Source organism: Carnobacterium sp. 17-4 (genome assembly GCF_000195575.1).
Classification (GTDB): Bacteria; Bacillota; Bacilli; order Lactobacillales; family Carnobacteriaceae; genus Carnobacterium_B.
The window spans coordinates 986,380-1,000,127 of record NC_015391.1 but is presented as its reverse complement, the minus strand read 5'-3'; the positions used below and the strand labels follow the sequence as shown (position 1 = coordinate 1,000,127).

At 34.1% G+C, this 13,748-nt stretch carries 16 protein-coding genes and 1 other annotated feature; of the genes, 1 reads left to right on the top strand and 15 read right to left on the bottom strand.

Annotation, left to right across the window (positions count from 1 at the left end; genetic code table 11):
• Window positions 1–12: 12 nt before the first annotated feature.
• The 14 genes from coaBC to CAR_RS04835 all read right to left on the bottom strand — a co-directional run bounded on the left by coaBC (window position 13) and on the right by CAR_RS04835 (window position 12,463).
• The gene (gene coaBC / locus CAR_RS04900; RefSeq protein WP_013710607.1) at window positions 13–1,218 is read right to left on the bottom strand and encodes a bifunctional phosphopantothenoylcysteine decarboxylase/phosphopantothenate--cysteine ligase CoaBC; all 1,206 of its coding nucleotides are present in this window, start codon (window positions 1,216–1,218) and stop codon (window positions 13–15) included.
• Window positions 1,219–1,406: 188 nt separating this feature from the next.
• The gene (rpoZ, locus tag CAR_RS04895; protein WP_041556230.1) at window positions 1,407–1,622 is read right to left on the bottom strand and encodes a DNA-directed RNA polymerase subunit omega; all 216 of its coding nucleotides are present in this window, start codon (window positions 1,620–1,622) and stop codon (window positions 1,407–1,409) included.
• 4 nt (window positions 1,623–1,626) lie between these two features.
• Window positions 1,627–2,241: a guanylate kinase gene (gene gmk, locus CAR_RS04890; protein ID WP_013710605.1), complete on the bottom strand. Its 615-nt coding sequence runs from the start codon at window positions 2,239–2,241 to the stop codon at window positions 1,627–1,629.
• A gap of 75 nt (window positions 2,242–2,316) precedes the next feature.
• Complete coding sequence (locus tag CAR_RS04885; RefSeq protein ID WP_013710604.1) at window positions 2,317–2,532, bottom strand: YdbC family protein; 216 nt, start codon at window positions 2,530–2,532, stop codon at window positions 2,317–2,319.
• 221 nt (window positions 2,533–2,753) lie between these two features.
• On the bottom strand, window positions 2,754–3,380 hold the full coding sequence (locus CAR_RS04880) for a V-type ATP synthase subunit D (protein ID WP_041556228.1): 627 nt from the start codon (window positions 3,378–3,380) through the stop codon (window positions 2,754–2,756).
• A gap of 6 nt (window positions 3,381–3,386) precedes the next feature.
• On the bottom strand, window positions 3,387–4,763 hold the full coding sequence (locus CAR_RS04875; protein WP_041556227.1) for a V-type ATP synthase subunit B: 1,377 nt from the start codon (window positions 4,761–4,763) through the stop codon (window positions 3,387–3,389).
• Window positions 4,756–6,540 (bottom strand): V-type ATP synthase subunit A, encoded by a 1,785-nt coding sequence (locus tag CAR_RS04870; RefSeq protein ID WP_013710601.1) that lies wholly within the window; start codon window positions 6,538–6,540, stop codon window positions 4,756–4,758. Before CAR_RS04870 ends, CAR_RS04875 begins: the two co-directional genes overlap by 8 nt.
• Window positions 6,541–6,552: 12 nt before the next feature.
• The gene (locus CAR_RS04865; protein ID WP_013710600.1) at window positions 6,553–6,864 is read right to left on the bottom strand and encodes a V-type ATP synthase subunit F; all 312 of its coding nucleotides are present in this window, start codon (window positions 6,862–6,864) and stop codon (window positions 6,553–6,555) included.
• Entirely contained in the window at window positions 6,854–7,858 is a 1,005-nt protein-coding gene (locus tag CAR_RS04860) for a V-type ATP synthase subunit C (RefSeq protein ID WP_013710599.1), read from the bottom strand. The genes CAR_RS04865 and CAR_RS04860 overlap by 11 nt, the downstream gene beginning before the upstream one ends.
• A gap of 15 nt (window positions 7,859–7,873) precedes the next feature.
• Window positions 7,874–8,455 (bottom strand): V-type ATP synthase subunit E, encoded by a 582-nt coding sequence (locus tag CAR_RS04855; protein ID WP_013710598.1) that lies wholly within the window; start codon window positions 8,453–8,455, stop codon window positions 7,874–7,876.
• 49 nt (window positions 8,456–8,504) lie between these two features.
• Window positions 8,505–8,981: a V-type ATP synthase subunit K gene (locus CAR_RS04850; protein WP_013710597.1), complete on the bottom strand. Its 477-nt coding sequence runs from the start codon at window positions 8,979–8,981 to the stop codon at window positions 8,505–8,507.
• 29 nt (window positions 8,982–9,010) lie between these two features.
• Window positions 9,011–10,972, bottom strand: a complete 1,962-nt coding sequence (locus tag CAR_RS04845) for a V-type ATP synthase subunit I (RefSeq protein WP_013710596.1) — start codon at window positions 10,970–10,972, stop codon at window positions 9,011–9,013.
• Window positions 10,959–11,285, bottom strand: a complete 327-nt coding sequence (locus CAR_RS04840; protein WP_013710595.1) for a hypothetical protein — start codon at window positions 11,283–11,285, stop codon at window positions 10,959–10,961. Before CAR_RS04840 ends, CAR_RS04845 begins: the two co-directional genes overlap by 14 nt.
• A 46-nt stretch (window positions 11,286–11,331) precedes the next feature.
• Window positions 11,332–11,380 (bottom strand) — a sequence feature (sodium ion sensor (DUF1646 type); this cis-regulatory element may regulate processes involved in with the transportation of sodium ions).
• A 213-nt stretch (window positions 11,381–11,593) separates the two neighbouring features.
• Window positions 11,594–12,463, bottom strand: coding sequence for a DegV family protein (locus tag CAR_RS04835; RefSeq protein WP_013710594.1), 870 nt, complete (start codon window positions 12,461–12,463; stop codon window positions 11,594–11,596).
• A gap of 155 nt (window positions 12,464–12,618) precedes the next feature.
• Between CAR_RS04835 and CAR_RS04830 the strand changes: the two genes are divergently transcribed.
• Entirely contained in the window at window positions 12,619–12,945 is a 327-nt protein-coding gene (locus CAR_RS04830; protein ID WP_041556226.1) for a hypothetical protein, read from the top strand.
• A gap of 107 nt (window positions 12,946–13,052) precedes the next feature.
• Here CAR_RS04830 and CAR_RS04825 read toward each other — a convergent pair whose 3' ends face one another.
• A complete protein-coding gene (locus CAR_RS04825; RefSeq protein ID WP_052303157.1) occupies window positions 13,053–13,748 on the bottom strand; it encodes an ABC transporter permease in 696 nt (231 codons plus the stop codon).

Below are 13,748 nucleotides of genomic sequence, written 5' to 3'. Positions count from 1 at the left end.
ATTCTCACACCTTTATTTTTTCATTTTAGTAAGAGCAACAGCTAAAATTTCTTCCGCTATCGCTTGCTTACTATTTACTTTTAATTCAATCGGCTGTTCATTTGTCATAAAAATAGTTACTTCATTTGTATCTTTATTAAATCCTGCATAGGGTTTGGATACATCATTGGCTACGATCATATCTGCATTTTTCTTTTTTAGTTTCCCTTGAGCATACTCTTCAACATTGTGCGTTTCAGCAGCAAAACCAATTAAAAATTGATCGTTTTTCTGACTACCTAAAGTAGCTAATATGTCTGTATTCCTTACCAATGTCAGTGTCATTTCTTGTTCACTTTTCTTAATCTTTTTATTTGCAACCTGATCTGGACGGTAGTCAGACACTGCTGCCGCCATAATAACGATAGCCGCTTTTTTAAACTCAGCATTTACCGCTTGATGCATCTGTTCAGCAGTCTCTACAGACACTAAATCCACTCCATAAGGTGTCTTTAGTGTCTTGGAAGTAGAAATCAAACAAACTTCTGCTCCTAGATCACGAGCAGCACTAGCTAAACTGTATCCCATTTTACCTGAAGAATCATTTGTAATATATCGAACAGGGTCAATTCTTTCTTTGGTTCCACCAGCTGTTATGACGACTTTTTTATTTTTTAACGGTAAATGGGTTTCTTTTTTGATTAAAAATTCTTGAATGGTTTCAACGATTTTTTCTGGTTCAGGAAAACGGCCTTTTCCTTCGTATCCTTCAGCTAGAAAACCTGTATCTGGTTCCATAATAAAATGCCCGTCGTTTTCTAACAGTTGAAAATTTCTTATCGTTGCAGCATTTTCAAGCATATGCTCATTCATAGCTGGCACAATAAAAACAGGTGCAGTAGTAGCCAATAATGCAGTAGTCACAAAGTTGTCTCCAATGCCATGTGCCATCTTCGCTAACGTGTTGGCTGTTGCCGGAGCAATCACTGCTAAATCTGACCAGTCCGCAAAATGAATATGACTGACTTTGTCGCCTTCGCGTTCATCAAATGTATCTGTATAAACATGGTGCTTGCTCAAAATTTGAAACGTTAAAGGAGTAACAAATTCTGTTGCAGATTCCGTCATCGCTACTCTAACAGTAGCTCCTGCTTTTATTAAACGTCTCACCAAATCACAAGCTTTATAAACCGCAATACCCCCGGTAACATATACAACAACTTTTTTTCCTTTTAACAACTGGCATTCCTCCTGACAAAACCTTGAAATTAATGATGCTTCTCTTTCTTATTTTACTAGAAATAAAAGCATTTGTCTTAACTATCCCACAATTCTTAGTATTAACGCATTCTAATTGGGTTCATTTCAAAACAAAAGTGCTTCAAAGTAAGAAAACCATTACTTTGAAGCACTTTTTGTTGTATGTCTTATTCTTCTGGGCCAACCGTTAATGGATCAATAACTAAATCGCCATTATTAATTTCTTCTAATGCACGTCCAACATTTTTATGTGAACGATAGTTTTCTAACATCGGCATTGAACCTTCATCCAGTTCGTGTGCACGTTTACTTGCTAATGTAACTAAAGAATATTTAGATTCAATTTTTTCTAATAAGCTATCAATAGATGGTTCTAACATCATGATTTTACAACTCCTTGATCATTTTTTTATAACGCTGTATAACGCGTGAAACTTTTAAGTGTTCACTTTCAATGATTTGTTTGACTTTTCTAACAGCATTTTCAACTTTATCGTTTTCAACCGCATAATCATAATAACGCATTAAATCAATTTCTTCAATTGCTTTTGTCATGCGTTGTTCAATTATAGCCATTTCATCTGTTCCACGACCAACAATACGTGATTTTAATTCTTTTAAATCTGGCGGTGTTAAAAAGATAAATATTCCTTCAGGCATTTTTTCACGAACTTGAAGAGCTCCTTGAACTTCAATTTCTAAAAATACGTCTTTGCCGCTCTGTAGCGTTTTTTCAACATATTCAAGAGGAGTTCCATAATAGTTTCCTACATATTCAGCATATTCCAATAATCCTCCACTTTCAATCAAAGCTTCAAATTCTTCTTTTGTCCTGAAAAAGTAATCTATTCCATCTCGTTCTCCTGCTCTTTGCTTTCGAGTTGTCATTGAAATTGAATAATCAAAATCATTATCGCCGCTCTCAAATATTGCCTGTCTTACTGTCCCTTTTCCTACCCCAGATGGTCCAGAAAGAACAATTAAAAGTCCACGTTCAGTCATGTCAAAATCCTTCCTATCATCAAAATGTTCAACTATTCGTTGCCTATTATCAAAATCTAACAAATTCCAACTTGTTTAAGTAGTTAAAAACTGTTTAAGAGTATCCATTTCTTCATTTGTGAATGTAAGGCCTTTTCCCATCTTATCGTGGTCAGGACTCCACTCACGAATATCAAATTTAGGAGGATTTCCGTTCCAACAAACTAAATTTAATTCTTTGCGCCATCCTTTAGCGTTTTCAGAAAGTACGGCTAATTCTTCAACAATCTCAAAAGAAAATTTTTGATCCATTTATAAACACCTCAACAATCTTTAGCTACTTCTAATTTTTATCTGTTAAAGATAACTTATTCTCCAGTTTAGCATAAAATGCCATTTTCTTATAGCTTTTTATTTGCAGAATGTATTTTTTTACGTACTAATCCCCACTTTCCAAGTATACCAATCTATTTTTCAGACCAAAAAATAAACGCCAGACCAAGAATTGTATCCTTGATCTAACGTTTGCTTTCTTAACCCATGTCTTTAACTTTCATTAAGCGCGTAATTGCTGCTCGTTCACTCTCATCTAATTTCATTTGAATAAAGTAGATGGTTTCTTCATAACGAGGAATTGTCATATATTCAAGAGCATTTACTCGGCGGCGCGTTTTTTCTATTTCATTTGCCATCAATTGACAAGTTTTTTCTATTTCAGATAACTCTAACAGTTGCGTCATAACGTCAGCCATTTGTTCAATTGACGTATCCAGCTCACTATTGGAGTTCAGATAACCATAAACCAACTCTTTAGAATTGTCGTCATCATCGTAATTAAAATTCATTACGGGTACTTTAACACTCATAATATTTTTTTCATACAAATCAAGGCTGACACTGCGAGGTGGAATAGCCACTAATTCTTCAATAAATTTTTCATTCAATAGCGCTTTTGCCATAACGAAAGACTGCATAGCTTTTGTTAACTTTGCTTCAACTTCTGTACGTAAATCATTATTTTTCCGAATAAGTAAGATGAATTGTCTCATCAGTTCATCTTGCTTATCCTTTAATAATTTATGTCCCCGGGTTGCTGTGCTTAGTCTACCTTTTAATGTCGCTAGTTCCATCCTTGTAGGGTTAACATTTAATTTCACCATTTAGACTTACTCCCCTTTCGGCAGGTATTCGTCTAACATATCGTCTTTAATTCGTTTCAATTCAGTTCTTGGCAGAATAGATAATAATTCCCATCCTAGATCCAGAGTCTCATCAATTGTACGATTTGTATAGTTTCCTTGATTTACATATTCTTTTTCAAAACGATTTGCAAATTCTGCAAACATTTTATCTTCTGCTGATAATGCAGAATCTCCTAAAACAACTGCTAACTCTTTAGCTTGTTTCCCTTGAGCATAGGCAGCAAAGAGTTGATTCATTGTAGCGGCATGATCTTTTCTCGTTTTGCCCTCACCAGTTCCTTTGTCTTTTAGACGGGAAAGAGATTGCAATGCATCGATTGGAGGTTGAACACCACTATTGTATAAATCACGTGACAATATTATTTGACCTTCCGTGATATATCCAGTTAAATCAGGAATTGGATGTGTTTTATCATCTTCCGGCATCGTTAGGATAGGAATCTGCGTAACTGATCCTTTTCCTCCTACTAGACGACCAGCTCTTTCATATAAAGTTGCCAAGTTTGTATATAGGTATCCTGGGTAACCACGACGACCGGGAACTTCACGTCTAGCTGCTGAAATTTCACGTAATGCTTCACAGTAGTTTGTCATATCGGTCATGATAACTAATACATGCATATCTTTTTCATAAGCCAAATATTCAGCTGCAGTTAAGGCCATTTTAGGTGTTGCAATTCTTTCAATAGCTGGATCATCAGCTAAATTGATAAACATTACCGAACGGTCGATAGCTCCTGTTTTACGGAAGTCTTCCATAAAGAATTCAGCTTCTTCAAAAGTAATCCCGATGGCTGCAAATACAACAGCAAACTTCTCATCCGAATTTTTAACAGTCGCTTGTCTAGCAATTTGTGCAGCTAGTTCTTTATGTGGCAGACCAGAACCTGAAAATACTGGTAACTTTTGTCCACGAACCAATGTATTCAAGTGATCAATAGAAGAGATACCCGTTTGGATAAACTCATCTGGATAGTCACGTGCCATAGGGTTGATTGCTTCACCATTGATATCTAGCGTTTTTTCAGGAATCAACTCTGGTCCACCATCATTCACGCGTCCCATTCCATCAAACACACGTCCAACCATATCTTCAGAAACATCTAACGATAAAGGTCTTCCAAGAAAACGAACTTTAGTATCTTGCAAGTTGATTCCACTTGATCCTTCAAAAATTTGGACCATCGCTTTATCGCCATTAATTTCAAGAACTTGTCCACGTCTTTTTTCACCATTTTGCATTTGTATTTCAACTAACTCATCGAATTTAACACCTTCTACGCCTTCAACGGCCATCAAGGGTCCCACGACTTCATTTATTGTACGATATTCTTTAAGCATTTGTTTCCATACCTCCTTCTGAAACAACTCCATGAATAGCCTCTTTGATGTCTTTTCTTAACACTTCAAATTTAGCAATTTGATCTTCAGGGAAGTATTTAGATTTAGCAATCTGTTCACGAGCAGCTGCCGTGCCTTTTTTAATTTCAGCGAAGTAAGCACCAAGTTCCATACCAGCTCGTGCTTCATCTTCAAAACTCAAGATAGTAGCTAACATTTCATATTGTTTTTCTCTTGATGTATAAGTATCTACATCATCAAAAGCATTTTGTTGCAGAAAATCTTCACGAATCATTTTAGCTGTTTCTAATTTCAATCGGTCTTTTTCTGATAAAGATTCTACCCCAACTAGTCGAACAATTTCTTCCAATTCAGATTCGTCTTGCAGAAGTAATTTTGTTCTTGTAACCATGCCTGACCAATCTTTACCTAAAATATTTCCAATATATTCATTCAATTCATTAGAATATAACGAATAAGACGTTAGCCAATCGATAGATGGAAAATGACGCTTTTGAGCTAATAAATTATCTAAACTCCAGAATACTTTTACTACTCGTAATGTATTTTGTGTTACTGGTTCAGATGTATCTCCTCCTGGAGGGGATACTGCTCCAATAGCTGTTATACTTCCTTCACGACCTTCTGAACCTAAAGTGATTACTTTACCTGCACGTTCATAATATTCTGCAATACGACTACCTAGATATGCCGGATAACCTTCATCCCCTGGCATTTCTTCTAAACGACCAGACATTTCACGTAAAGCTTCTGCCCAACGAGAAGTCGAATCCGCCATGATAGCTACACTGTAACCCATGTCACGGAAATACTCTGCAATCGTGATTCCTGTATAAATTGAAGCTTCACGAGCCGCAACAGGCATATTAGAAGTATTGGCAATCAAAATAGTTCTTTCCATGATAGATTCACCCGTATTAGGGTCAATTAGTTCTGGAAATTCATTGATTACGTCCGTCATTTCATTTCCACGTTCACCACAACCTACATAAACAACTAAATCAACATCAGCCCATTTAGCGATTTGGTGTTGCACAACTGTTTTACCGGCACCAAAAGGACCCGGTACAGCTGCTGATCCACCCTTAGCAACTGGAAATAGTGTATCAATAACACGTTGACCTGTTACCATTGGTTCAACTGGATTTAATTTTTTAGCAGTTGGACGACCTTGTCGAACAGGCCATTTTTGCATCATGGTAAATTCTTTTACGCCTTCATCTGTTTCGATACTATAAATAGCATCATGAATAGTAAATTGACCTTGTTCAATTGATTTTATCGTTCCTTCAATACCATGTGGAACCATGATTTTATGAGAAATAACTTTAGTTTCTGGAACAGAACCTACGATGTCTCCTGTAGATACTTTTTGTCCAACTGTAACGGTAGGTGTAAATTCCCATTTTTTTGAACGATCTAACGGTTCGATGCTTACTCCTCTAACTAAATAGTTACTTTCTGTCTTTTCCATAAATTTATCTAAAGGACGTTGAATTCCGTCAAACATTTGTGCAATCATTCCGGGCGCTAATTCAACAGATAACGCATCTCCTGTCGTTTCAACTGGTTCCCCAGGTCCAATCATGGATGTTTCTTCATATACTTGTATAGAAGCTACATTTCCACGCATTTCAATGATTTCGCCTATTAAGCCCAATTTTCCGACTTTACAAATATCTTGAATATTTGCTTCTTCCATCCCTTCAGCTGTAACTAAAGGACCGGAAACACTAACAATTTTCCCTGTTTTCAAACTTGTAACCTCCTATAAAATATTCTGTCCAACCGCTTTTTCAACATTCTCTTGGATACGATTTTTCCCGATATCTAATGATCCCATATGATTAGGAATCAATATAATAGCCGGTGAAATCTCTTCATCGTATCGTTTTATGGTATCCGGAATCAATTTGCCTAATGGTTCCGTTAAATAGATAATGCCATAATTTTCTGTTGCTAATCGATCAATCGTTTTTCTAGCTTCTTTAGCCTCAGATGCGAAAAAAACGTCAAAACCTAACATTTTAAATGGCAAAATAGAATCTTTATCTCCTACTACACCAATTTTATGAGCCATAGTTTATTCGCATCCTTTCTCTGATAGCTGAAATTGGAAGATTATTTTCTTTACCAACTAGAATAAGTCTTAAATTTTTCACTTCATTCTCTTTAGCGTAGAGATACGCGACAATCGGTAATGGTCCAAAAACTTCAAGTTTAGCATCTTTTATACGATTGATAAAAGCATTATCTGTTTCTAAATCTATTTTTTCTGGGGATAACTCTTTTGTTTCATCATTAATTGACGCCAGTATAATGTTTTTGTATTTAGATTCTGCAAGTTTTTTACCTGCATTGACTAAATTATCTGCCCCAATTTGAACGAGTTGATCTTTAGGTATTGTCCCAGAGCTAGATAGGATAGTTGTTAAAAAATTACGCGTTCTTTTTTGACGGATAGCTCTTGTTAAAGTAGACAAATTGTTCATATCAATATAAAAAGTTACTAAGTCTAAAATTTTTGTATCATTCATTTTTTCAGCAATGTGTCTTAAATGAGTGAAGAAGCGACGATCAAGAATAATATCTACGGCTTGACTATCTTTATATTCTTCATATGATTCAGATGCCTCTAATATACTGATTAAATAGTCTTGATCTAAATCACTGGATTTTTTTGTATCAACGGCCTGTCTCAATGCTGATATAGAATCCTTACCGATATTTATAAGCAATGAATCAAAATCCTTTTTAGTACCCTTTTCTTTTAACAAAACTTTCAAATTATGATAAGAGTAGCGCAATGAAAATAGTTCAATTAAATCATGATTAGGAGTGATTTTAAATAAATCAGTATAGACAGATTGCAACTCATTCATCAATAGCGTATCGTAATTCTTAGTCTCCTTTAAATCTTCAACATCATTTCGATAAGGAGTATCTTTTAAAACGTTTACCGCTTCTTCAAAATTACTTGCTTGTAACATCCGTTCATATTGATCATTTCTAAGGAGACTACTTTCATATACACGAATACGTGTATTTGCGCCAACAAAGTCTGTTGATTTCATTTTTTCCTCTCCTTTTTAATCAAATAATTGTTTTGAAACTGATGAAACAAGTTGACCTTTGATATCTTTGACCAATTCATCAAACAAATAATTGTATTGTATTCCGCTCTTTTTAAGAATAAATCCATTCTTTTTAGAAATAGTTTTTGTAGACAATTGAACATTCACTACTTCTTTAGCTACTTTATCGATCCAGTCGTTTGATACTTTGTTGACTGACTCTTGTCCTACAATTAATTCGATAGATTCACTATCTTTATGTTGTTTTAAAACAGCTAATAAAAACTGTTGAAATTCTGAATCTGTCCATTGATTCATTTGCTTTTCAGCCTCATTAAAAACGATTGTTAATACTTTTTGCTTTTCAGAAAGCAATTGATTTCGCTTGTTGATCTGTAATGTATGTTTATCTTGTTCGAATTTTCTTGCCAAACGTGAATCAATTAAAATGATTTGTTTCGCTTTTTCTTCAGCTAAATTTTCAGCAGACTCCGCAAGCAACTGTTCTTTCTCAGCTTCGGCTTCGTTTATTTTATCTTGTACTTCAGATTTCTTGTTTTCTATCAAACGATCTGTTAATAGTTTTAAGTCTGACATTCTCACGCCTCCATTCTTTCTTTTTTCACTATAAATGGACTAGTTTTGATTAAGCGTTAAATATCATTAAGAATGAAATAACAAATCCTAAAATCGCATAAGTTTCAACCATCGCTGCGTATACAATCCCTTTAGTAGCATGCTCTGGTCTTTTAGCTAAAATTTGGATACCGGCAGCAGCAACACGTCCTTGTGCAACACCAGAAGTTAATCCAGTAAATGCAATTGGTAGAGAAGCCATAAACATATACATACCTTCAGCTAAACTTGTATCTAAACCAGTATTCAAGAAAATTAAAAATGCGATAACGAAACCGTACAAACCTTGAGTTCCCGGTAATAACATTAAGATTAATGATTGTCCAAATTTTTCAGGTTGTTCTGTAGTTAATGCAGCAGCTGCTTCCCCTGCAATTCCGACCCCTTTAGCAGAACCTGTTCCTGCAAAGAATGTAGCAAAAGCTATACCTAAAGCTGCAAATACTATTCCGCCGTTTTCAATTAAATAACTTGTAAAAGTTTCCATTATAAAATTCCTCCATTTAAATTCTTTTTTTATTTGTTAGTTCTATTTTTTAAATAAATATGTTTTTCGAAGGTTTTAAAAGGATTTAATGATTGTCCTCCACCTTCATAAAATTTACCGAAAAATTCAACATACTGAAGTCTTATTGTATGAATATAAGCACTTAAGTAGGTCAAGAAAATATTTAATGCATGTAAGACAATAAATAGTAAGGCACCAATCGTAAACTTCATTACTGGTGGAAAAATATCTACAATCGAATTAAAGGCCACTGCAATACTCCCACCGGAAACTCCTAAAGCCATTAAACGGGTATAACTGACTATATCTCCAACATAATTTGTTGCGCCATAAATATTGTAAAGTCCTAATCCGAACCCTAAAGCTTTATTATCAGACGCCAACATAGTCACCAATATAATTCCAATGACGTTCGCAATGATGACAACCAAAGAAATGGTTTGAACAAGATCATTATTCCAAAAAGTCATATTAACTACTATAACAGCTATACCTATTAAGATAAGAGCCCAAGCCGTTCCGTCAATATAACTAGATGCTCTTTGCTGTTTACGCCATTTTATACCCCCATTTAAAATCAATCCATAAATCAATTGGATAAATCCAAATACTACAGATAAAATCAATATGGTGATGACATCATTTGTAATAGACAACAACTGGAATGGGAGAGTATACCCAAAGAAACTTCCATAAATAATTCCCCAAATTATGACTGAATAAGACAAATAGTGAAAGAGTTGGATAAAGTTTTTCATTCCCTTATCAAACTTGAACACTTTAGATCCAACTAAAGTCGCTAACCAGAGCAATACTCCATATCCTAAATCCGCACTCATCATTCCAAAAAAGACAAAGTAAAAAGGCATCATTAATGGCGTAGGGTCTACATCATCGTACTTAGGCATACTATACATTTCTGTAATACTTTCAAAAGGTTTAACCAGTTTATGGTTCTTTAGAACAACTGGAACTTTATCGTAGTCCTTAAATTTAATTTCATCTGCAATAACGACATAACTTTCTTTTCCAACATGTTCATCTAACAGAATCGTTAATTCCGAAATTTTTTCCTCTTCAAGCCAACCAGTTAAAATAAAAAGATCCCTACCATTTAATAAAAGGTCTTTTCCAATTTCTCTTTCAACTAGATTATAGTAATATTCCTCACCTAACTGTAATTCTCTTGTTTTTTCTTTAAATGTCTTTATTGCATTTTTTAATTTATTTTCTTCTTTTTGTAGGTCTTCAATTTCTTTAAGCGTTATCTTCAACTCATCGTTGGGTTTCAGATTATATGGATAAACAAGTTTTGATAATTGGAATTGGTCAAAAACTTCGTCCAATAGAGAGTTCAATTTTGATGGAATCAAAATCAGATAAGAAGCTTCATCTTTGTAATGAAATATTTTTTCTAAATAGCTATTTTCTATCGATTCAACATTTTCTTCGAAACTTTCTACATTGTTAGAAGCTATACTTCCAACTGTTCCAGACATCAATTGAAATGATTTTAAATCATTAGGATTAAAATCCATATTCTGCCATTTCCGAAGAAAGTCTTCTTTTTCTCCGAGATTTTTTTTACTCTGATCAAGTTCAACTAGCCTTTTTTCAATGTCTCCTAGTTCAACGATTACTTGGTCTAAATCGGAATAAAGAACATGCTTTTCAAGTTCTTCGAGAGTATACTCTTCACGACCCTTTCTCAGCTTTTCAATCATACCTGGCTGAGAAATATGGTGGTTCAAAAAGCTTAAAGCAGCTTGACTTTCTTTTAGTTTCTCTTCATATTCAACACGTTTCTGAGGTTTTGTATTTGTTGAATAATAATCAAGAAATTCTGATTCTTCTAAAGTAGACAATTCAAACAGTTCAAGTTTTTGCAATTCTTGAACTGCTCTTAATAAAGAATCTTTATTTTCTTGTTCACCTAAAAGTGTCATTTGTTTCATTTTAGCTATTGCCATAGTGAGTGCTTACCTCCTTTACAATATGATCAACAACACTGTTTTGCTTATCTTCTACTGATTTAAGCATTGCTTTTATTTCAATAGACAATTCTTGATCAACTGTTTGCTTTTCTTTTGCTAAACGATCACGATACATATCTTGTTGCTTAATCTCATAATCATGTAACTCTTGTTGCATATTTTGATTGCTTTCTTGAATTCTTTGTTTAATGGATTGATTAATTTCTTGAATTTTTTTTTCTCCATTAACTTCAACTTGGCGGGCTCTTTCTTCTGCTTCTTTTACATATTCAACTGCTTCCAGACTCATTTCTACACCCCCTTAAAATACAAAAAAAGGCATCACTTAAGAACTCTTCTTCTCACCCCTTGAAGAAAATATCCTTGAAAGCAACTGCCCCAACCATTATTTTTAATTTAACTACTTATAATTTACCATAACGTTTTCTTGTTGTCAAAACATAAAACCTTAATCAGTAACGATTTGTAACGGCTTTCTAAGATGAAGAAAACTTAATAAACTACTTAATAGATGAAGAAAAAAGTAACAACTACTTCTATAAAGTATATCGACCCTTTTTCTCATTTATTAAGCGTTCTCTTATCAAAAAGTAACCTTTATTTTCTTACGTCTCCAAAAGAAAATAAAGCAACCGATCCAAATCCTGTATGAGCTGCAATAGTAGGACCATAAGGATGAACTTGTATATCTTTCACCTTAATTTTTGATTCGATTTCTTTTTTGATCCATTCAGCCTCTTCGGGAACACCGACATGACCAATAAAAACCGTTTGATTTTCGGGATCTATCATACCCTCAACTGTTTTATTAATTAAATAGTGTAATGATTTCTTTCTTCCACGTACTTTAGCAGAGGGCACTAAACCACCTTTTTCATTCATTACGATAATCGGTTTAACATTTAGAACACTTCCAAGTGTTGCAGAAACGGAAGATATTCTCCCGCTACGTTCAAGATGTCTGATATCATCAACAGTTACCCATGAATGAAGTTTCATTTTATATTCTTCTAACCAATTCACTACTTCTTCTAATGATTTGCCTTCTTTTTTTCGATTTACCGCCTCAAATACTAAAAGACCTTCTCCAAGGCAAGCAGCTTTAGAGTCTACAATCGTTATATTTACTTGGTCATATTCTTCTTTCAACATCTCTACAGCTGTTACAGCATTATTGTAAGAACCACTTAATGCAGAAGACAGTCCTAAAAATAGAACAGGTTGTCCTTTTTCAACATATTTTTTAAATACTTCTAAAAATGTTCCAATATTAACTTGAGAACTAGTTGCCATTGCGCCATTCTTTAAAGCTTCAAAGAAGGCATCACGGTCAAAAGTTTCTCCCATATCATCTAGATAATCTTTTCCATCCATATTAATCATTAAATTTATAATTTCAATATCATTATTTTTTATAAAATCTAATGGCAAATCGCAGCATGAATCTGCAATAATTTTATAATCCATTGTTAAAACCCCTTTTTCAGAACTCTATACATACTTGTTTCATTATGCCATTTTTTCAGAAAAATAGAAACTTTAAAAAAATAATTAAACAGCTTGCTTTGTTGAACGTTTGTTCGTATAATAAAATTATCAAACAAACGTTCGGAGGAATAAAGATGAAAAAAAATACTTTAGAAGAACCAGTTCATCCCTTTGCCTTTCTACAAAAAAAATTCTTTTTGCCTACTACGACTAGTGAACTAGAATTTTTCCCTCAAATGCCTGAAGCACAAATCATTCTTTTCTTAAATCAAGCTTTTACTAAAAAGAAAAAAATAATTTTACAAATCAACCAACTAAAAAATCAATCTAGCCTAACTGAAGTTACTGGTTTTATTAGATACACGCCTTTTAAAAGACCACAAATCATTTTAGAAAATACTCTTCTTCATATGACTTATCTTATTCATCCAAGTGATATAAGACATATCCGTTTACCTTAAAATGATTTATACTTACTTTTTTCACTATTAGAATAATACTAAAAAGCTCTCCCAATAACGATTAGATATACAGCTATCTAATTCGCTCAAAAGGAGAGCTTTTTATTTTAAATTGATTTTATCCATGTTTGATTATTACGATAATAATTTTTTCCTTTTGTTGGATCTAATTTCTTCTCAATCCACCCTAAGAGTAAGTCACTAATGATTGCCATAAAAGCAGTAGGAATAGCACCCGCAAGGATAATGGCTCCACCATCGGTCACGTTTACTCCTCTAGTGATGATATCCCCTAAACCACCGGCTCCTATAAAGGTTCCGATTGCAGTTACTCCAATACCCACTACCATAGCATTACGAATTCCTGCCATAATAATCGATAAAGCCAATGGAAGTTCAATCATATAAGTCAGTTGCCATCTTGTCATGCCCATTCCTTTACCAGAATCTAAAATATTTTTGTCTACGCTTTGAACTCCAGCGTAAGTATTTTTAATAATCGGCAATAGAGAGTACAAAAATACTGTAGAAACAACGGTATTCACACCTAGTCCCAATCCTAACATTAAAATAGACAACATAGCTAAAGAAGGAATCGTTTGGATCACATTAGCGGCTCCTATAACCCAATCAGCTAACTTTCCATGTCGGGAAATCCAAAAACCAAGAGGGATCCCTACAATTGCTGCAAATAACACCCCATAAATTGAAATTAAGAAGTGACGAAAAAATTGACTCCAAATGTAAAGGCCATTTTCTGAGAAGTAATAAAGTAATTGTTCCCATAAATTCATGTCTGCCAT